Origin of the sequence: Nostoc sp., from assembly GCF_036917575.1 — a bacterium.
GTDB lineage: Bacteria > Cyanobacteriota > Cyanobacteriia > Cyanobacteriales > Nostocaceae > Nostoc.
Window position 1 is genome coordinate 54,078 of sequence record NZ_JBALDC010000055.1, and the last position, 18,891, is coordinate 72,968.

An 18,891-nucleotide genomic window follows, 5' to 3' on the forward strand; every position below is an offset into this window, starting at 1 on the left:
CGTTTTGCTTAACGCACTACTTATCCTACAAAGAATTAAGGCGTTGGGTAAAAAACGAATGTCCGTAGTTCGATGCTTTCTCGTGGAGGCGCGTCTGCTAGGCTGGTGGGATCTTCAAAGGCTGTATGGGCTGCAAAACGTGCATGTGCGTCTTCTGCGGAGTCGAAACACTTGATAAATAGTGCCTCATCCCTTTGCATTTGCGGGAAGTAGAACCATTTATGTTCGGGATTATATGTAACTGCGTAGGTTTCACCAACACGATCGCGGTACACAAGATCGCCTGCTATAAGGTCTGTTGATACGATACTTTGAGCATCACACACTGCTAATGGTGACTCTTGGATTGGTTGGGCGATCGCTCGCCAAACGTTGATAATAGCAAATCTTTGTTGCAAGAGTGTATCAATTTCATCATTATCTATGCCCTGTGCTGCTAATTCCAAATGGACGCGAGTATAGCCTGATTTGGCGGTGAAGTCGTTGTGTACACGCTTAACAGGTTCTTTAATATTATTCTCACCTAGCTTTGACTGACCAGCGTTACGAAGGGTGTAATCGAATATCACTACTTTAGTTGCACCTGTCACCTCTTTTAATAATTGCTCGGCTTCTGGGTAGTAGGTGCGGCGTATTTCGTCTTCATCGTAAAAGTTGCGGACATTGCTGTAATGTTCAGTAAAGGCAAATCCTTCTCTATCTAACGAGATATTTTCTGAAATCGAACGAGCATTATAAATTGGCAGTTTGTACGTCTGATAAGTTCCATTGGTGCGGTGAATCCCTAATGGGGGTTTATAAGTATAGTTGACAAGTTTTTCTGCCATCGGGGTTAGGTAAGTCAGGTTAGCTTCTACGTATGGCAGTTCTTGAGAAATCGGTCTGTCTATAACTTGGTTATTTAAGCTCATAGGTTATCCCATTTGGAATTTTGGTTAATTGTTAATGGTCAATATTGAATAGCACTAAGAAAAGCTCAAAGGTTTGTGTTGTCTCGTTCCCAGTCTTAAGATTAAGAATGTATTCTCAGAGGCTCTTAAGCAGTCAGAGCAAGGGTTGTATCTTAACTTAGTACTATTCGATCAATACTCAAGAGTTAGTGATTATTCCCTATTTTGAAGCTGCCCCAACGGGAACAGGTTCACCGAGAATTTTGGCGAATCTTTGCAAATAAAAATCCACAGGATTTGCTACTGCTTGAATCGACTCGCGATCGCTCACCAAATTCCACCATGCCTGTAAACCAGGTGTTTCTGCTGGTAGTGTGAATTTGCGGAAGTGTTCTAAAAGTGGTAAACGTTCAAACCAGGGATAGAAGCTGATATCAACAAGGCTAAACTGATCTCCTAACCAGTAATGACCATTAGACAGTTTGCCTAATCCTTGTTGTTCAAGATACAAGAGTGCTTCTGTGAACTCTTTTCGTCCTTGTTCTTGTTCTTGAGTATCTTTACCCCGGAGCAATTTGTTAAATGCAGGTACAAAGCGAGTATTGGCGTAGTCTATCCAAATTCGGGCGATCGCTTTCTTTGCAGGATCGTGGGGTAATAGAGGTGGTTCTGGAAAAACTTCATCTAAATACTCATTGATAATCGCAGACTCGTAGATTTCAATATCCCCATATTTGATAGCTGGGACTTTGCCATAGCCTGAAATCTGCGTATACCCATCTGGTTTATTCTGTAAGTCAATTTCTATCGGCGTGAAGTCAATGCCTTTTTCCAGTAAGACTACACGGGTGCGTTGAGAAAAGGTAGACGCTTTGGCAAAGTACAGTTGTATGTTGCTCATGAAATCCTTTCCTTGTAATTATTGTGAACACAGAGTATTTGAGATTACACAATTCAAACCAAAGCAATAAATAGGTCGGTTGGCATAAAGCGGGGGGCTTTCTAACAAACGGAAAAAAGGTTTAAAACCTGTTTACTTTTCTTCACGCAGTTTAGTTTTATTGTGCCAACTTACTTAATACAGAAACGAACTGTGTTGATTCTTGCGATTAAGTAATTAATTTGACTGCCAGGTATCGATGCTGCATATATAGCATACAACAGTTTATCGGTCGATTTACAGTATTTTATAAAATATACAGTTTTTCGGAAATATGTATACCTACTTTTCCTCACTCCCTAATCCTCACGCCGTCCATTTTGCACGGTAAGGTTTTATCCGACCGATGATAGACCAAAAAAAAAGAACAACTGTTATTGAATAATCAGTAACAGTATTATCTAGCGGTCAAAATAGACTAGTGATGGAAGATGAGCGACTAATTATGGAATTTCCAAAACAGGTAGAGAAAATTTCTGTCAGCGCTGACAATTGCTTAACATCAGAATTCTCGAAAAAGATTCATCATTCATTAATACAGCGAGATACTCAGTTTATTGAATTACTGATGCCTGTATGGGAATGGTTTTACCGTTATTACTTTCAAGTAAAAACTGATGGATGGCATCATATACCAACAACAGGGAAAGTACTACTGGTTGGCTCTCATAATGGGGGCATGGCTTCTCCAGATTTAATCATGATGATGTACGATTGGTTTTCTAGATTTGGAACTGAGCGTTTGGTGTATGGTCTAATGCACCCTTACGCTTGGAAAGTAAGTCCAGCAATAGCAGGATTAGCCCAGAAAGTTGGAGCAATTCTTGCACATCCCAAAATGGCTAGTGCGGCTTTTGAGCGAGGTGCTAGCGTTCTGGTATATCCTGGAGGACAATATGATATGTTTCGTCCTCATAGCCAACGCCATAAAATTCATTTTGCTGGTCATCAGGGCTTTGTCAAACTGGCTTTAAAACAAGAAGTTCCGATCATTCCTGTAATCTCCGTAGGCGCTCACGATAGCTTGATAGTCTTGTGTGATTGCTATGATTTAGTCAAACAATTGCATCAGTGGGGATTGCCGTGGTTATATCAAATAGATCCTGGTGTTTTCCCAATTTACTTAGGTTTGCCTTGGGGCTTGTCTATTGGGCCTCTGCCAAATATTCCTCTACCTGTGCAAATTCACACTCGTGTTTGTCAGCCAATTACTTTTGAAAGATATGGTCAAGATGCAGCTAGAGATCGTAACTATGTGAATGCTTGTTATCAAATAGTTCAAAGTCAAATGCAGGAAGAATTAAATAATTTGGTTAGAGATACTCAAAAATCTAGCTAAAACATGAATATTAGTGACGAAGTGATGCTTCTTTGAGTATTTCCAAAAGCGATCGCTCCATAACTTCACTGACAAATTTATTACCTTGCAAGTTGAGGTGAATGTGGTCGTGAAACAAACCTTGCGGGTTGGTAGTTGAATTGAAACTCGGTAAAAAATCTATATAGTAAATTTGCTGTGCTTTGGTAAAATCACTCAAGCGCTGACGTGCTTTTATTTCATAATCGCGGGGGCCTGGTTCGCCAATTTCTCGTAGCAAAGGAGTCATCACCAGCAGAAATTTGCTGTTGGATTGGCGAGTCAAAACTTGAATTTTAGCGATCGCTTCCAAATTAATCCCCACGCGATCGCCTGGTTCATTTTGCACGGCTTGGAGTTCCGGAATTAACTTTTGCTTAACGATATAACGCTGCCACACTTCCACTAATGCCAAGGGAGGTTTACGATCGGGATAATTGCGATCGCGTCCTACTGGTAAAGAAGTAGGAGGAGTTGCAAACAAATCATCGGTATTAATTATTAACACCACTGCTTGCGCGTTAAAAGTACCAAACTTTTCTAAATAAGCTAATTCATTCCTTGGCCCCCAAGAGTTAGCTGAAGCATTTAGCACTTCGACTTCCTGATAATTACTATTAGTAGATAATGGTAGAGAACGCATCATCAAACTAGATATTGTATTAGTCTGATCTGTCCACCAGCCACCATTAGCAATAGAATCACCTAAAAGGAGAATTCGCAGCCCAGTAGGTGCAGGTAGCTTTTTTATCGGACTACCTCGCATAGAATATTCATTAATTTCAATACGATTACCAAAACGACGGGTACGTTGGTTAGGAGCCAACAAATAACCAATTTGCTCATCGCCAATATAAATCAGGGGATTACCAAAACCAAATAGCGATCGCAATCCGATCTCGATTACCAAAAACAATCCCACAACCACCGCCAAAATTACGCTCAGTGCTATTTTCACCTACTTACACCCTCTTATACTGAGTTGCTTTTCAATAATAGTAGGGGATTGGGCATAAGAGGCAGAGGGGCAGAGGAGAAAGACTTCCTGCTCCTGACTTCTATATTTTTAAAGTGAATTTAACATCATCTCCAAAGAGAAAGACTACAATCAAAACGGACAAATATTTCATGCCCTTAAAAGAGAGGATTACAAAGCTGTGTCCGACTTAAATCGCGGAATTATGAAGTTTAAGGGAGCAGATTCCCCAAAAGTAGTCACTATCTCTACCGTGTTGCTTCTGGGATCAATCGCTGCTCTCGTCATCTGGGCGCTACAAGCTGCCTATGCGCTAAACTAAAACCATTAGTACTCTAGAAGGACACTTGTCTTAAACGGTTTCCGTCTTAGCCAAGTGTCCATTTAGCAACTAACTAAATAAAAGCCCTTTTATAACCATCAAAAATTTCAGCAAAACTTTAGATTTTAGATTTGAGGTTTTAGATGGAAAATTTAAATCTAAAATCCAAATTCCAGAATGTTTGAACCTTGGGGTATTTTTGTTATTTTAATTATCTGCCCCCTTTTGGGCGGATTACCCCTGATTTCATGGATAACTTACGCCCTGAAGGGGAAGCGGTTATCACAAGTTGGTACAGGAAACATTAGTGTATCAGCTGCCTTTTATCATGGCGGTAAAATTGTCGGAATTCTGGCAGTCTTGTCAGAAGCTTTTAAAGGAATTGCGGCAGTCTTAATCACCCGCATTTTCTTCCCAGAAGGATCGTTTTGGGAATTGATTGCCCTGATCGCTCTGGTAATCGGTAGATACTGGATAGGCAGAGGAGCAGGTACGACAAATGTTGTCTGGGGATTCGTTGTACACGATCCCCTAGTAGCAGTATTCGTATCTTTCTTTGCAGGTATTAGCTTGACAATTCTGCAATCAAGAAAGGTAGTCAAATTTGGGGTTTTGCTGCTTTTTCCTTTGTTTGTGGCACTTCTGCACCTGAGCGATATTCCGAGAATATTTGCTGCTGTGGCCTTAGCAGGTTTAATGGGCTGGATTTATACCAAAATTCCTGATGATATGAAACTGCCAGCCCAAGGGGCACAAACAGAATCGCAAGCGATGTTGGAATTTCTACGCAGCGATGTCTACGACGGGCTACGCCAACGCACAATGGTTTCTCTAGATGAGGAGTTGAATGCTGCTATAGTCGGAGAAAAGGCGGCGACATTATCTCAAATTAAGCGTTGGGGCTATCCAGTGCCGAAGGGATGGGTACTAGCCCCCATCGACGATCCTGAAGGGTTGACAGAATTTCTCCAGCCATCAGAATTATCCCCGTTGGTGGTGCGTTCCTCTGCTATTGGAGAAGATTCAGAACACGCTTCTGCTGCTGGACAGTATGAAACAGTTCTCAATGTTACTAGTCCACAGGCATTACAGTCAGCGATCGCTCAAGTTCAAGCTTCCTACAATCATCCTTATGCTGTCCAATATCGGCGCGATCGCGGTTTAAATGATACAGCAATGGCTGTGTTAATTCAACAACAAGTCCAGAGTGTATATTCTGGCGTCGCTTTCAGTCGCGATCCCATTACCCAACAAGGTGATGCAATTATCATTGAAGCCCTTCCAGGCAGCCCGACACAAGTCGTCTCGGGAAAAGTTACACCAGAACAATATCGCGCTTTCGTCGTTGAAACAGAAAATTCTTACTCTGTACAATTAGAAGGTCAAGGACGAATAGCACAGTCATTAATCAAACAAGTTGCTTACCTTACTTACCGGCTCGAAAAACGTTATCATGGCACTCCTCAAGATATCGAGTGGAGTTATGATGGTCAAACGCTTTGGGTATTGCAATCTCGACCGATTACTACTCTATTACCCATCTGGACACGCAAAATCGCTGCTGAAGTAATTCCCGGAGTAATTCACCCTTTAACATGGTCAATTAATCGTCCCTTAACTTGTGGAGTTTGGGGAGAATTTTTTACTTTAGTTTTAGGCAATCGCGCCTTGGGGTTAGATTTCACCGAAACAGCAACTCTACATTATTCCAGAGCTTACTTTAATGCTTCCCTGTTAGGAGATATTTTTATCCGCATGGGATTACCGCCAGAAAGTCTGGAATTTTTAACTAGAGGAGCTAAATTAAGTAAACCCTCCTTGCAGTCAACTTGGAAAAATTTACCAGGACTAGGGAAGTTGTTGAAGCGGGAATTAAATTTAGAAAAGGACTTCAAGCAGGATTATCACAAACGGTTCATTCCTGGGTTGTCGCAGTTGGCGCAGGAAGATATAGATAGCTTGTCAGCACTAAACTTGTTGGCAAGAATTGATCTTATTCTGGAGTTGCTGCGTTATGGAACGTATTACAGCATTTTAGCTCCCTTGAGTGCTGCCCTGAGACAGGCGATTTTTCGGGTAAAAGATGGACAAATCGATCATAGCGTCACCCCAGAGGTAGCAGCATTGCGATCGCTCAGTACAATCGCTACAGATGCCAAACAGGTATTGGTTGAGTTTGAGCCACAGCAAGTATTTGAGCAATTAAAGCAAACCCCCGAAGGAGAGAAGATCCTCCAAGAATTTAACGAATTGCTTCAAGATTACGGCTACTTAAGTGAGGTGGGAACCGATATCTCCGTTTCCACTTGGCGGGAAAATCCCCAGATGATTAAGCAGATGTTTGTGCAGCTAATGCAGGGGAACGAACCACAAGCAGGTGCTAAAGACGCGATTAATAGTATTTTTGCCAGTAAGCGCAAACGCTCTTTTGTGCAACGGCGTGTGGATATCAAAGGACGAGTCACCGAAGTTTATTCCCGGCTTTTAGCTGAATTGCGTTGGAGTTTTATCGCTTTAGAGAACATTTGGTTAAAGTCTGGTTTACTTAGGCAAACAGGCGATATCTTTTTTCTCAATTTTGATGAAGTGCGGCGTCTAATTGGGGATGAAGATTCTAGCTTAATAGAGCAGTTAGATGAGTTAGTAGAATTTAGGCGATCGCAATTCCTCCAAGATAGTGAGATTATTCAAATACCTGTTTTAGTCTACGGCAATACACCTCCTCACCCTTTAGCTCCCTCTGAACTCTACTCTGATCAAATTTTACAAGGTATTGGAGCCAGTCAGGGGCAAGCCGAAGGTAGAGTGAAAGTGTTGCGAAATTTACAAAACGTGCCAGATATTAATCGGGATACGATTCTGGTAGTACCTTATACAGATTCCGGCTGGGCCCCTTTGTTGTTAAAGGCTGGAGGATTAATTGCTGAAGCTGGTGGAAGGCTTTCTCACGGTGCGATCGTTGCTCGTGAGTATGGAATTCCCGCAGTGATGGATGTTCGAGGTGCTACATGGCTCTTGCAAGATGGTCAACGAGTTAGGATTGATGGGTCTAGGGGTATTGTGGAACTATCTAACGATTTAAGACCCGAATGATTACCACTTCCCTGAAAAACTTGCCTGAAGAATCGGTTTCTCACAATGCCGAAATCAAGAAAAAGGTGATGTTACGTTTCGGCGATTTACCTCACCTAACTAACTTTTCTCAAGCACGTTTTGCTCCTGGACAAACCGCAGCAGCACACGCGCATCAAGATATGTGCGAGGTATTCTTTGTAGAAGCTGGTTCGGGAGTAATTCATATTGATGGTACAGAATACCCCTTACTTCCAGGAAATTGCGTTGCTATCGAACCGGGAGAAGTACACGAAGTTGTCAATAGTGGCTCAAGCGAACTTGTTTTAACATACTTTGGTTTGCGAGTCGAAAAACCAGCGTAATTATTTTGAATACAAGATACAGTGAGGGCATAACAATGTTATGCCCCTACAAAAATTTGCTGATGTTGCTACAGGCTGTGTGAAACACCGAAACGTGAAGGCAGAAGTTGCTACATTTTGTTTATTTACTAACTTGCCCATAAATCATGGTAGAGCAATCAAAATTTTGCACGATAAAATCATATCTTCGCCCCTTTCAATGTCTCAAACTTGCCCATAAGGGTGAAGGAGAAAACTGTGGGAGAGTAGTTAGCGGATGTCATACTCTATGCCGCATTAGCAATTACCCGTAATCTAAAAAATGGTATTGCTTTAAAAAACGTGTTTGCAGCCGTAATTATCGCCAAAAAGAACGCTGAGAATGACTTGCGGCAACTGCTAGAGAACAGCACCACTGAACCCACGCTCTTAACGGTAAAACCAGAAAACATACGTTGCCTACGCGAGTTGATGAATAATTGTGAGAATGAAGACTAATTAAAATATCCCCACACAAGAACAAATAATTTTAAATCTCATGAAGCTAGATCCAACTCAGACATACACCTTTAGCAAATATTTTGAAAGCGGTTACTATTCTGAAGACTTAGCCCAAGCCTTTGGTTATTCATTAGAATATAAAGTATTTCAATTGCCACAATACTTGGACGAATTGGATAGATTGCTCGAATTGAAAGAGAGGATAGAAGAAGCGCTTCCTTATGTAGAACTAAGTACCGAGTTGGCTAGAAGAGAAGTAATAATTTCTAGAATAGTACTAGAGTTGATTCATTACACGAAAGCAAAACTAAGAATAGAATTTAGCTTGAGAGTGAATAATCAACTTCAAGGTACACTAGATTATTTAATTAGAACTACTCAACCAAATCAACTATTAGTCATAGAAGCAAAACAAGCTGATTTAAGCAGAGGCTTCACTCAATTAGTAGCCGAAATGGTTGCACTGGATTTGTGGGATGATTCCCCAACTGTTGCAGAACAACCTATATTAACTGGTTGTGTCAGTACAGGAAGCTTGTGGCAATTTGCCTTGCTAGATAGAGTAAATAAACATTTTACTCTAGGGATTAATAGCTATAGAGTTGTTGAAGATATCGAGCCGTTGATGAGAATTTTAGTAAGGTTATTGAAAAATTAAGTGACCCTACAAATTTACGTTGATAGATTCCAATCTCCCAATAACAAAGTATTTCCAGCACCACAAACAATAGAAGACTTAGAAAACTTCCCAGAGTTGCATCAACAACATCTAGAACAAAGACGCAACCAAGCTTAAGCAAAAAATCGTATATCCCTTTAACTCACTGTAGCGATCGCAGTGGAGAATTGTATTTTATGATTCAGATGCGATCATATTTGATATAAATCATGGCAATAGTGTCCAATTAATTCTTTCTCTCAGATTTATGTAACAATCTTTTGGTCTTAATTATTTATTATTTTTTAGATTAGAAAAACTGGGATATTAGCTTGGCTTTCTTCGTTTTTTTTGAAGATTATAAGACATTTCAAAAGCTAATTCATTACCCATTACATAGTATTGAAATCGACGTTTTATTATATTGTTAAATTGAGAAACAAAATCATAAAAAACACCTGGATTTTTCGTGAGTTCTCTCAATGCCAATAACCAATTTCCTTGTTTGAGAGGCAAGAAAACTTGATAGTAAGCTAGATTTCTGTTGTAAACTGTAAGATTATAAGACAGAGCACTCATTAAAGCTGGATTTTTTTTCACGAATTTTTGCTGCATGAAAGAATTAGTAGATATACAAGATTGATTTAGACGTTTTAATCGGTCTTCACATACAAGAGAAAAAGAGCGCGAACGGTAGAAATAATAGGCTTCTGGCACTAAAAAAAAGCGAGCGCCATTAATTAAGCATTTCATGTCAAGCCAAAAGTCCTCAGCTATGCTTAGGGTTTCATCGTACTCAATCCTGTGTTTAACCAAAAATTCTCGTTTGAACATAGGCTTAGTTAAACCAAGATGCAGCCCTGCTTTTCCATAGACATCAGTCTCTACAAAATAAACGATATCAATTTGGAGAATTTTATCTATATGTTCTCCACTTTCTTGAATCAATGTACTCCAAGGCGATGTTGCACCATCTTTGATAAAATGAACATCGTCTGCAATCATATCTGCATTTGCTTGTTCTGCCAGCAACACAAGCTTTTCTAATCTTTCATGAGCATACCAGTCATCTGAATCAAGTACAGCAATCCATTCTCCTTGGGCTGCTCTGATAGCAAGATTACGCGCAGCAGAAACCCCAAGGTTTTGTGGATTAACTATCACTTTGAGACGTTGATCGGTAAAACTTTTAGCAACTTCTACAGTTTGATCAGTTGAAGCATCATCTATAACGATGACTTCAAGCTCAGTGAGTGTTTGATCTAAAACTGACTCTATTGCCTTCTTAATATAAACTTCAGTGTTGTAAGCAGGGATAATTACAGAGACTTTAGGATTCATGAAACTAAATTCCTGACTAATCACTAGATGCTTAGATTAGAATGTTAAAATTCCAATGAAAATTTGTTGAAATAAGAATTCAGAAGTCCAAATCAAGACACCTGCGGATTCGTTGACGTTCGCGTTAGCGTCTTTGAGAGAGAAGCCTTTCGTACAGAATGAGCTTCGTTATCAATTGGGGATTTATACCCACTACTGAATTATTGCATCACCAAATTTTATTGTTTTGTAAAGTTATTAAACCTGATTATTCATCCACCATGTGCAGAATTCAGAATAAATTCTGACTCTTGGTGAATGTATTCTGTTTAATCAGAATTTATTTTTTAATAGCGTGATTATTTATAATTTTTACTTATTTACATAGCAGGTATGTGAGACATATTGGGATTTTTGTTTGAATGAAGTACATATACGTGTCGTATGGTAACACAACTGTGACTGCTGTTGTGAGAATTCAAAATTTTGACGATGTACCAGTTGCTGTTGCAAGCTATTGGGAACTTTTATGATAGTCACATACTTTACGTCTTCTACTGCACGTTAGGATGATATCGTTCGCCGAGCGTCTTGTAGAGAAGCATTTGCTCTTAGATCACATATCTCTCAATATGGACTAATACCAATTCGCAATTGAGAAATTTAGATGTAGCAAGACTTTTCCGGCTTACATCTGTTGCCTTATTTTAAAGAATTGATATTATTATGCGATCGCTTAGAAAAGTAAATTTAAAAAAGTGCTTATCATGCTTCCCTTGCTCTCTTCGCTGACGTGCCTACTGTTCAGTATAGCGACGCGGCGTATAAACCCAGATATTGCCATCGCGGCGCTTGATGGTTCGGGTTTTTGTGGAACCAACGAGAATAATTGTCCGCATATCAGCGCTTGCTGGTGTTAACTGCTCAAGTGCGATCGCTTTTACCGTTTGTCCTGGCCGACCGAGATTCCGGGCCAACACTACTGGTGTATCTGGTGTTCGATGTCGCAGCAAAATATTTCTCGCTTCTGCTAGTTGCCAGGTACGCTCTTTGGAAACAGGATTGTAAAAAGCAATGACAAAATCAGCCTCAGCAGCAGCCGCAATTCGTTGGGCGATCGCAGACCAAGGTTTCAAGATGTCAGACAGAGAAATAGCACAAAAGTCATGTCCAAGGGGCGCACCAATGGCTGCTGCTGCCGCCTGCATCGCAGAGATACCTGGGGCTACATGAATGTCAATACTGTCCCATTCCGGTTTAGCATCGCGATCGCATACCTCAAAAACTGCTGTTGCCATTGCATAGATACCGGGGTCGCCAGATGAAACTACAGCTACATATCGCCCAGATACAGCCAAATCCAGAGCCATCTTTGCTCGTGCTTCTTCTTCGCGGTTGTCAGACTCATGCCGTTGCTTGCCATCAGCCAGAGAACCAACTAAATCTAAATAAGTTTTATAACCCACTAAGTCAGTTGCCGACTTGAGTATCTCCTTCACTTCGGGAGACATCCACAGCGAACCACCAGGGCCCGTGCCAATAATCGCTAACCGTCCGCGTGGCTGACCGATGGTATTGGGATCAATTACTTCAGGGGCAATAGCGATCGCAATGTCGGGAGTAGAAGAAGTAATCAAGGATGTGCCTGTGGCGGCGATCGCTGCTGCTTGGGCGGGGCTATAACCTTGTGAAAGTAGACTTTCTAACTGATTTGGGGTAAAAAAGCGGGCGGGCACTTTCAAGGCGCTAGCTACCGCGTGGATTGCGGGATCGGCGGCGGCAGAGATCGGTGCAAATATCCCGGCTACTGATGCTTTTTCTAGTTTGGCATCAGTTAGTAGCTTTAGTACAACAGCTACTGGATCATCAATCATGCCACTAATTGCGATCGCGATCGTTGCTGGGTGATAAACAAGACAGTTGGCTGTAGGAGTTACCAAACGTTCTGTAACTTGGATAGTCAAATCTCCCTTTGGGTCTATAGGCAGTTTACTATCACTTAACCAAGGCGCTATTCCTTCAAGTTTAACTTGCGCCCCAGCTAACACATCTGAGATAAATTTCTTGGCGTCGTCTGGGTTCGCTAAATAGTATCCAGGAGGAGGAGATAACAACGTTGTGCCCAAACGTAAATCGCCTGTAGTCGTAATTGCTGGTTTGACATCAAGGGCTTCAGCAATGCGGCGAGCCAAATCGTTGACTCCAGCAAGTCCGCCCAAGAGAGGGACAACAGCACTTCCATCTTCAGCCACAGCTAGCACTGGTGGTTCTTGTCGTTTATCAGAGATTACGGGAGCTAGCGTCCTAATTAAAATGCCGGCGGCACAAATGCCAATCAGCGGCTTTCCCTGCATAAATAACTCGCGTAGCGTCTCACCAAAATTCGTGAAGCTAACATCAACTGTTGATGTCCGACCCTCCAAACCGTATAGTGTTGCTCCTGGTAAGACGCTGATTATTTTGCGTGCTACTGTCACGCTATTTTGACCCAGTATTACAATGGCAGGTGCAACATTCATCATAAATAGATATCTTGCAAAATTTGATATCCTTCAAATGAAACCACAGATTTAGATATGTAGCGACTTTGCATTGACGATTTTGGGGAATTAGGGATGTGATGTCTACAAGGAATATATCTTGCTGCCGTAGACATAGCTTAAGGCGATGCAGAAGCAATATCTTATGATAAGCCGCTTTGCGTCTACACATTTTTGAGAGAATTAGGAATGCGATCGCATTCTCTTAAAAAAGTGCGATCGCTTGTTAAGTTGGAGATTGGGACTCCCACCAAATATTTAAAGGATTTCTTCCCCAATCCCCAGTCTCAACTCAATTAGCTTTACGTTCTTTGAGAACTTGATCTAGTAAGTTTCTAGCAGGTTGTGCTTTAGCCAACGCTAATTGATGGTCATTATAAGCACGAACAAGGCGAGAAAGACTGCTCACACCTGTTTTGAGTTGCTCAAGTTCTTCACCCGCAACTAATTCTCCCTCAAGCATCCGTCCAATTAACGGTTTGATATCGCCTACTTCCTGCCGGACTTTTTGGAGCTTTTCTAGAGTACTCAGTAAAGTTTTTAGTGAGTTCAATATGTCGTCAATATCTTGGGCATCCTCCACTGACTCAGACGGATTTTCAATTGCGATCGTATTTTTGTCTGAAACTGTAGGCAATTCCTCTACAGACGTTTCACTTGTAACCCCATTTGACCGTGCCATCAACGCTTCCTCAAGGAATTTTCCTCAGTGTATCGCTGATTTCAAGTTGCCAAAGATAGTATTGTTATAATTCGTTAAATAAATACTTGTACAAATTCAACTCTACGTTGCGATCGCGAAACTAAAAAATTCCCTTAGCTCTAAATCAAGACTATTTCATTCTATTTTGAGGATTCAATGAATATAGGTATAAGTAAAAACAACGGATAACATATAAACACAGCAATAATGATTGATTTTGAATTTTGGGACAGGTTATTGCGTCAGTATGTCGATCCACAGGGTCGTGTTAACTATATTGCTTGGAAAACTGAGCAACCATCTGCGATCGCATTGGCATCAACTCTGTAAAACAAGATTAGCTTATTTACAAGTAAATATACTTATAATGATTACAGTATTTACTAATCACTTGCGATGATTTATGGCAATCCTTCAACTGATTGAACCTGAAGTTAAAAATCTAGGTAGGTTTTTTGCACGCCGCAGTTTGCCATATCCTAATCGCCAAATGGTTGGGCCGTTTATCTTTTTCGATCATCTTGGGCCGTCCGTTATGCCCCCCAATCAAGGCATCGATGTCCGACCACATCCTCATATTAATCTGGCAACTGTAACTTATTTATTTGACGGTGCTTTAATACATCGCGATAGTTTGGGTACTGTGCAGGAAATCCAACCCGGTGCAGTCAACTGGATGATAGCAGGAAAGGGGATTGTACATTCAGAACGCTCACCGGAATCTGACCGTCAGCAAGAAACTACTATTCATGGTATTCAAACCTGGGTCGCTTTGCCTGTTGAAGATGAAGAAACCGAGCCAAGATTCATGCACTATCCTGCTGAAATCCTTCCCACCTGGGAAGAAAATGGCGCTACGATCAAACTTATTGCTGGACAAGCATTTGGTTATACCTCACCTGTGAAAGTTCTCTCACCTATCCTCTATTTAGATGTAGTGTTGTCTGCCAACGCTCACTTCACTATCCCTACTGATTATTCACAAAGGGCAGTATACAGTGTCACAGAGGGATTAAGGATTAACGATCAACCGATAGAGCAATATCGTCTCGCTATTCTTGAGTCAGGCGATCAGACTAGGGTTTCTGCTACTGCTGCTGCTAGATTTATTGTTATTGGCGGTGAGCCTTTAGGTACACGTTATAAATGGTGGAATTTTGTCTCTAGCCGACCAGAGCGAATAGAGCAAGCTAAAGTTGATTGGCGCGACTCTCGCTTTGCTAGCGTGCCAGATGAAACAGAGTTTATTGCACTGCCAAAAGTGGTAACAGAAGCTAATCCTTTTTCATAAATGCTCCGCAAGCCTAGATAAAGTTTAAGAAGATTTTTTCCCATCTGAAACCATTTGCGAGAGAATATAGGCTGCGAAATCTAGTAACTGATCCAGCAAAAAGCCAATGATACCGATGTATAAGATTTCCTGGATTATGTAATCAGCATTGCCAGCCTTATAAGCATCCCAGAGGCTAAAACCGAGTCCTCTTGGGCCTGTTAACATTTCTGTGGCAATAACAATAAACCAGGCTACCCAAATACTAACTTTCAAGGCATGAAATATATGAAATATAGCTACACGAAAGTTATTATTCTGTCTCTTGAAATGCTGCATACCTATTGCCGTATTAATAATCATTGTCCAGAGAGTTCCCACAAAAACTACTACAATAGCAGCCGAGTCGCTTTCTTGAAACATGATTAGAGCAATAGGTAGCAAAGCTATAGGAGGGATACTATGAGGTATCTGAAATATCAGCCTAAATAACTGATAAATCATGCTATTTATCCCGATTAAATATCCGATGAAACTACCCAATACAACGGCTGGAATGTAACCAACAAATAACCGTTGCAGGCTAGCTAAAATATCTAAAAACATGTTATTTTCTCTGCCTCAGTTCTCATGAAAACCATTCGGGAAATACTGCGGCAACAACACAAAACAAGTCTGAAAAAATGTATTTGATTACACATTCTATTGTTTTGTCAAAAGTTTTTTTATATCTTCTCCTCGTTAATTAATAATTAAAAAACTTCAGGATGATTACGATGTGATAAGTAGTACAAAAAAGAGGCAAAGCTTGACTTTACTAAACTTTATCAGAAACAGAAATTTTAATTAGTAAATTAAATACAATTTCTAGAATTTATCAAAGAAGGTAGTTATTGCTATAACTTACGTGCGTAGTTTACCGCCGTAGGCATCGCTCCTTGATTATCCAAGGTGATGGAACGAGCCAGAAAAAATCTTGAACAGACTGTAGAAATCAATTGGATGGGTATTCAAACTCCAACCAATTGTACAGTACTTGTAAATAATGACACAAAAAATCGCTAGTTATCTCTAATAAAAGACGCGATCGCCTTTTTTATCGGATAACCGGAGTCATCTCTGGTGTAGTACGTCAAACCGTGATCAATGAATGCAGAGGTAGTATCTATCAACTGCTGAATAATTTCGGGATTAGTATTATCTATTTCTTCACTGACTTTTTCCCCTGTAAATTTATTTTTCCGCTCCTCTGGAGGTAAGACAATGCGAGGATCTTTATAAGTCTCTTTTGGCTTGGGTTGAAATGTCTCATTTAAATCAAACTGAAGGCGTAAGTAACGTTTAGACTCATATCCACCCATGATTTGTCGGCAAATAGTACTATCAATCTCAGATGTAGGTTCCATAAAGATGTTAGTAAGATTTTTGATCCAGTCGAAGCCTCTCCATTTGCTGATTTGCTTATATTGATATGGTTGACCAGTTTGACCTGTGCCAATAGAAAGTATAGAAATATCTTCCAATCGCAGATTATCTAGTTTATATTTTTGCTTGATTTCTGAAGATACTGAAGACTGACTAATCCTCATCGCTAAACTTAAAGCTGCAAGAGCAGGATTATTAGCAGAAACTCCTCCATCAATGTGTGGGAATTCCCAGTCACCAAATTTTTGTTTATCTACAGGTTCTAATTTATATGCTGGAAAAAAAGTAGGCGCTGAGGCAGAAGCAGTACATATTTCCCATAAATAACAGTCATCGTACCATCTGTCTCCTAAATCAGGATGACAATTTGTAAAAAAGGTTGTGTTGCGATATAGCGTATCGTAAGCAAGAATCAAAAGAATGGGTTTTTCGATATCTTTGATTCTTGTAGATTTATAGGCATCTTTGAGGACGCTAATAATTCCATCATGAGAATATTTAGATCCAGAAAATATCTGAATAATTGATTTAATGATGGATGGAAAGTTTTTGTAGCGCTCTTTTATTTCAAGAGGGAATATATCTTTACCTCTATGTTGATATAGATTAATTAGTTCATCGCTCTTTTTTTTGATAGCAATCCCTCCTGCTAATATCGAACCAGTAGAAGTGCCAGCAACCATGTCAAAATATTCGTGTAAAAACTCTCCTTTTCCCTGATTTTTAATTTCTTGTTCTACTTGCTGAAGTATTCGTGCTGCAACAACTCCACGAATACCGCCACCATCTAAAGCCAAAATTTTGAAGGACATAGCAATTCTCTTTGATTATTTCTCTGGTTATCTTTCTGGGGACAAGCATTATCAGATGAATCACAATACGGTTCTATTAGCTTGTTTACTCTTATCCGACTGGAAAAATACCTAAGTTTTTTTTAACGAGTTATCTTCTCTACGAGACATTACGTATAGCTTCTCCGTAGAGAGGGTACACGTAGCATTGGGCTTTTAGATAAGGTTTTAAGGACTGACAACAAATAAATTACTACTACTTGTGGGGTGAACCGAAAAGTCTGCCCAAGGCTTGGGGCGGGCGAGACGCCCACCCCACAAAAAGTAGTTGAGTCTTTTTTTATTTGGAGTTCCTTTAGTAAAGTAGAATAAATATTTGCTTACTATAAGAAAGTTAAAGCTTGACCACGCACTTGCGTATTTACCTGGCCTTTGTCATAAACTATTTCACCACCGACAATCGTGGTTTTAGCCCAACCAGTCAGGTTCCAGCCTTCAAAGGGACTCCAATGGCATTTGGTTAAAAGTTCCTCCCGCCGGACTGGATGGTATGTGTTTAAATCTACAAGCACCAAATCGGCATCGTAACCAGGTGCGATCGCTCCCTTATTCGGAATACCATAAGCCACAGCTACAGCTTTAGACATCCAATTCACAACTTGAGCCACAGTACACTTTCCCTCCATCGCCGCAGTTAACATTAAAGCCAGGGAAGTTTCTACCCCAGGCATTCCTGAAGGAGTATTGGGGTATTCTTGAGCTTTTTCTTCTAAGGTGTGCGGCGCATGATCTGTAGCGATGAAATCAATCACGCCATCGCGCAAAGCTTGCCAGAGAACTTCGTTATCGTGGGGCGATCGCAAAGGGGGATTCATCTGTGCTAATGTGCCAATCTGTTTATATGCACTAGTATTTAATAACAAATGCTGTGGTGTCACCTCTGCTGTCACCCAACTCGGTTTCTCCTGACGCAGCAAATCTGCTTCTAGCGCTGTTGACAGATGGAGAATATGTAACCGACGTTGATATTTTTGAGAAAGTTTTAATGCTAGTTGGGTTGCCAGCAACGCCGCTTGATCGTCTTGAATTTGCGAGTGAACGGCTGGATCGTGAATGTTGGCAAATTCTTGGCGGCGTTGGTTGATTCTAGCTTGGTCTTCGGCATGAACGGCAATCAAGCGATCGCCTTTGGCAAATATCGCCTCCAATGCTGTTTCGCCATCAACTAGCAACTGACCATGCATCGACCCCATGAAAATCTTAATTCCTGATGTTGGCTTTGCCAAAAGCAAATCTGGTAGATTCTCTGCTGTTGCCCCAATAAAAAAGCCATAATTAACCAAGGACTTGTGTGAGGCCCGTTCTAATTTGTCGTCTAATGCCTGCTGTGTCGTTGTTAGGGGGCGCGTATTGGGCATTTCTAAAAATGAAGTGACTCCCCCTTTAGCACAGGCACAACTGGCGGTGAATAAATCTTCCTTGTGTTCTAGTCCAGGTTCCCGGAAATGCACCTGCGGATCGATAACTCCTGGCAACAAAGTTAAGCCTTCTGCGTCAACTTCAGTGGCTAATGCTGTTTGGGAGATTTCTGGCGCAACTTCGACTATTTGGCGATCGCGCGTCAACACATCCCCAACCATCAGTTCACCATCGGGTAAGATTATGCGAGCGCGGCGAATCAGTAACATTTTTGGCGATGACATAAGAAGTAACCAAGTTTAGACAGGGAGCTATGTATTACAGAGAACCATGCTTTTAGGTTAAACTTATTCGCGATCAGAG

General features: G+C 40.8%; 18 protein-coding genes. 9 read left to right on the forward strand and 9 right to left on the reverse strand.

From position 1 onward, the window contains the following. Nucleotides 1-35: 35 nt before the first annotated feature. Together V7K79_RS16885 and V7K79_RS16890 are read right to left on the reverse strand one after the other, a co-directional pair. Nucleotides 36-911: a CmcJ/NvfI family oxidoreductase gene (locus V7K79_RS16885; RefSeq protein ID WP_335049157.1), complete on the reverse strand. Its 876-nt coding sequence runs from the start codon at nt 909-911 to the stop codon at nt 36-38. 199 nt (nt 912-1,110) lie between these two features. Continuing rightward, nucleotides 1,111-1,791: a glutathione S-transferase family protein gene (locus tag V7K79_RS16890; RefSeq protein WP_335049158.1), complete on the reverse strand. Its 681-nt coding sequence runs from the start codon at nt 1,789-1,791 to the stop codon at nt 1,111-1,113. Nucleotides 1,792-2,275: 484 nt separating this feature from the next. Here V7K79_RS16890 and V7K79_RS16895 point away from each other — a divergent pair, with 484 nt between their 5' ends. Next, nucleotides 2,276-3,169, forward strand: a complete 894-nt coding sequence (locus tag V7K79_RS16895) for a lysophospholipid acyltransferase family protein (protein ID WP_335049159.1) — start codon at nt 2,276-2,278, stop codon at nt 3,167-3,169. 10 nt (nt 3,170-3,179) lie between these two features. On the opposite strand, the gene V7K79_RS16900 is transcribed toward V7K79_RS16895, so the two are convergent. After that, on the reverse strand, nt 3,180-4,145 hold the full coding sequence (locus tag V7K79_RS16900) for an SGNH/GDSL hydrolase family protein (protein WP_335049160.1): 966 nt from the start codon (nt 4,143-4,145) through the stop codon (nt 3,180-3,182). A gap of 517 nt (nt 4,146-4,662) precedes the next feature. Here V7K79_RS16900 and V7K79_RS16905 point away from each other — a divergent pair. The 5 genes from V7K79_RS16905 (at nt 4,663) to V7K79_RS16925 (ending at nt 9,198) form a co-directional block, all read left to right on the forward strand. Then, entirely contained in the window at nt 4,663-7,578 is a 2,916-nt protein-coding gene (locus V7K79_RS16905; protein WP_335049161.1) for a glycerol-3-phosphate acyltransferase, read from the forward strand. Next, nucleotides 7,575-7,922, forward strand: a complete 348-nt coding sequence (locus tag V7K79_RS16910) for a cupin domain-containing protein (protein WP_335049162.1) — start codon at nt 7,575-7,577, stop codon at nt 7,920-7,922. The genes V7K79_RS16905 and V7K79_RS16910 overlap by 4 nt, the downstream gene beginning before the upstream one ends. 321 nt (nt 7,923-8,243) lie before the next feature. Next, on the forward strand, nt 8,244-8,399 hold the full coding sequence (locus V7K79_RS16915) for a hypothetical protein (RefSeq protein WP_335049163.1): 156 nt from the start codon (nt 8,244-8,246) through the stop codon (nt 8,397-8,399). 40 nt (nt 8,400-8,439) lie between these two features. Next, entirely contained in the window at nt 8,440-9,060 is a 621-nt protein-coding gene (locus V7K79_RS16920) for a hypothetical protein (protein WP_335049164.1), read from the forward strand. Then, on the forward strand, nt 9,061-9,198 hold the full coding sequence (locus V7K79_RS16925) for a DUF6887 family protein (RefSeq protein ID WP_335049165.1): 138 nt from the start codon (nt 9,061-9,063) through the stop codon (nt 9,196-9,198). 189 nt (nt 9,199-9,387) lie between these two features. Here V7K79_RS16925 and V7K79_RS16930 read toward each other — a convergent pair whose 3' ends face one another. Together V7K79_RS16930 and cobJ are read right to left on the reverse strand one after the other, a co-directional pair. After that, nucleotides 9,388-10,401 carry a glycosyltransferase family 2 protein gene (locus V7K79_RS16930; protein WP_335049166.1) on the reverse strand — a complete coding sequence of 338 codons (1,014 nt, stop codon included), beginning with the start codon at nt 10,399-10,401 and terminating at the stop codon, nt 9,388-9,390. Nucleotides 10,402-11,177: 776 nt separating this feature from the next. Beyond that, nucleotides 11,178-12,902 (reverse strand): precorrin-3B C(17)-methyltransferase, encoded by a 1,725-nt coding sequence (cobJ, locus tag V7K79_RS16935; protein ID WP_335049167.1) that lies wholly within the window; start codon nt 12,900-12,902, stop codon nt 11,178-11,180. Nucleotides 12,903-13,094: 192 nt separating this feature from the next. Here cobJ and V7K79_RS16940 point away from each other — a divergent pair, with 192 nt between their 5' ends. Further along, a complete protein-coding gene (locus V7K79_RS16940) occupies nt 13,095-13,220 on the forward strand; it encodes a hypothetical protein (RefSeq protein WP_335049168.1) in 126 nt (41 codons plus the stop codon). Here the strand turns inward: V7K79_RS16940 and V7K79_RS16945 are convergent. Beyond that, nucleotides 13,213-13,602 (reverse strand): hypothetical protein, encoded by a 390-nt coding sequence (locus V7K79_RS16945; protein ID WP_335049169.1) that lies wholly within the window; start codon nt 13,600-13,602, stop codon nt 13,213-13,215. The genes V7K79_RS16940 and V7K79_RS16945 overlap by 8 nt on opposite strands. 228 nt (nt 13,603-13,830) lie before the next feature. Here V7K79_RS16945 and V7K79_RS16950 point away from each other — a divergent pair, with 228 nt between their 5' ends. Both V7K79_RS16950 and V7K79_RS16955 read left to right on the forward strand, forming a co-directional pair. Then, a complete protein-coding gene (locus V7K79_RS16950) occupies nt 13,831-13,953 on the forward strand; it encodes a hypothetical protein (RefSeq protein ID WP_335049170.1) in 123 nt (40 codons plus the stop codon). 73 nt (nt 13,954-14,026) lie between these two features. Beyond that, entirely contained in the window at nt 14,027-14,914 is an 888-nt protein-coding gene (locus V7K79_RS16955; protein WP_335049171.1) for a pirin family protein, read from the forward strand. Between the two features lie 24 nt (nt 14,915-14,938). On the opposite strand, the gene V7K79_RS16960 is transcribed toward V7K79_RS16955, so the two are convergent. From V7K79_RS16960 to V7K79_RS16970, 3 genes are all read right to left on the reverse strand, one after another. Continuing rightward, entirely contained in the window at nt 14,939-15,499 is a 561-nt protein-coding gene (locus V7K79_RS16960; protein WP_335049172.1) for a nitrate transporter, read from the reverse strand. Nucleotides 15,500-15,954: 455 nt separating this feature from the next. Next, nucleotides 15,955-17,130, reverse strand: coding sequence for a patatin-like phospholipase family protein (locus V7K79_RS16965; RefSeq protein WP_335049173.1), 1,176 nt, complete (start codon nt 17,128-17,130; stop codon nt 15,955-15,957). A 362-nt stretch (nt 17,131-17,492) separates the two neighbouring features. Further along, nucleotides 17,493-18,812: a dihydroorotase gene (locus V7K79_RS16970; RefSeq protein ID WP_335049174.1), complete on the reverse strand. Its 1,320-nt coding sequence runs from the start codon at nt 18,810-18,812 to the stop codon at nt 17,493-17,495. Nucleotides 18,813-18,891: the final 79 nt, after the last annotated feature.

What these genes read in the sequence shown, in the direction of transcription:
- V7K79_RS16920 (WP_335049164.1), top strand. Translation starts at nt 8,440, where the DNA reads ATGAAGCTAGATCCAACTCAGACATACACCTTTAGCAAATATTTTGAA.
- V7K79_RS16930 (WP_335049166.1), bottom strand. Translation starts at nt 10,401, where the DNA reads ATGAATCCTAAAGTCTCTGTAATTATCCCTGCTTACAACACTGAAGTT.
- V7K79_RS16895 (WP_335049159.1), top strand. Translation starts at nt 2,276, where the DNA reads ATGGAATTTCCAAAACAGGTAGAGAAAATTTCTGTCAGCGCTGACAAT.
- V7K79_RS16950 (WP_335049170.1), top strand. Translation starts at nt 13,831, where the DNA reads ATGATTGATTTTGAATTTTGGGACAGGTTATTGCGTCAGTATGTCGAT.
- V7K79_RS16885 (WP_335049157.1), bottom strand. Translation starts at nt 911, where the DNA reads ATGAGCTTAAATAACCAAGTTATAGACAGACCGATTTCTCAAGAACTG.
- V7K79_RS16955 (WP_335049171.1), top strand. Translation starts at nt 14,027, where the DNA reads ATGGCAATCCTTCAACTGATTGAACCTGAAGTTAAAAATCTAGGTAGG.
- V7K79_RS16945 (WP_335049169.1), bottom strand. Translation starts at nt 13,602, where the DNA reads ATGGCACGGTCAAATGGGGTTACAAGTGAAACGTCTGTAGAGGAATTG.
- V7K79_RS16910 (WP_335049162.1), top strand. Translation starts at nt 7,575, where the DNA reads ATGATTACCACTTCCCTGAAAAACTTGCCTGAAGAATCGGTTTCTCAC.
- V7K79_RS16890 (WP_335049158.1), bottom strand. Translation starts at nt 1,791, where the DNA reads ATGAGCAACATACAACTGTACTTTGCCAAAGCGTCTACCTTTTCTCAA.
- V7K79_RS16970 (WP_335049174.1), bottom strand. Translation starts at nt 18,812, where the DNA reads ATGTCATCGCCAAAAATGTTACTGATTCGCCGCGCTCGCATAATCTTA.
- V7K79_RS16905 (WP_335049161.1), top strand. Translation starts at nt 4,663, where the DNA reads ATGTTTGAACCTTGGGGTATTTTTGTTATTTTAATTATCTGCCCCCTT.
- V7K79_RS16960 (WP_335049172.1), bottom strand. Translation starts at nt 15,499, where the DNA reads ATGTTTTTAGATATTTTAGCTAGCCTGCAACGGTTATTTGTTGGTTAC.
- V7K79_RS16965 (WP_335049173.1), bottom strand. Translation starts at nt 17,130, where the DNA reads ATGTCCTTCAAAATTTTGGCTTTAGATGGTGGCGGTATTCGTGGAGTT.
- cobJ (WP_335049167.1), bottom strand. Translation starts at nt 12,902, where the DNA reads ATGATGAATGTTGCACCTGCCATTGTAATACTGGGTCAAAATAGCGTG.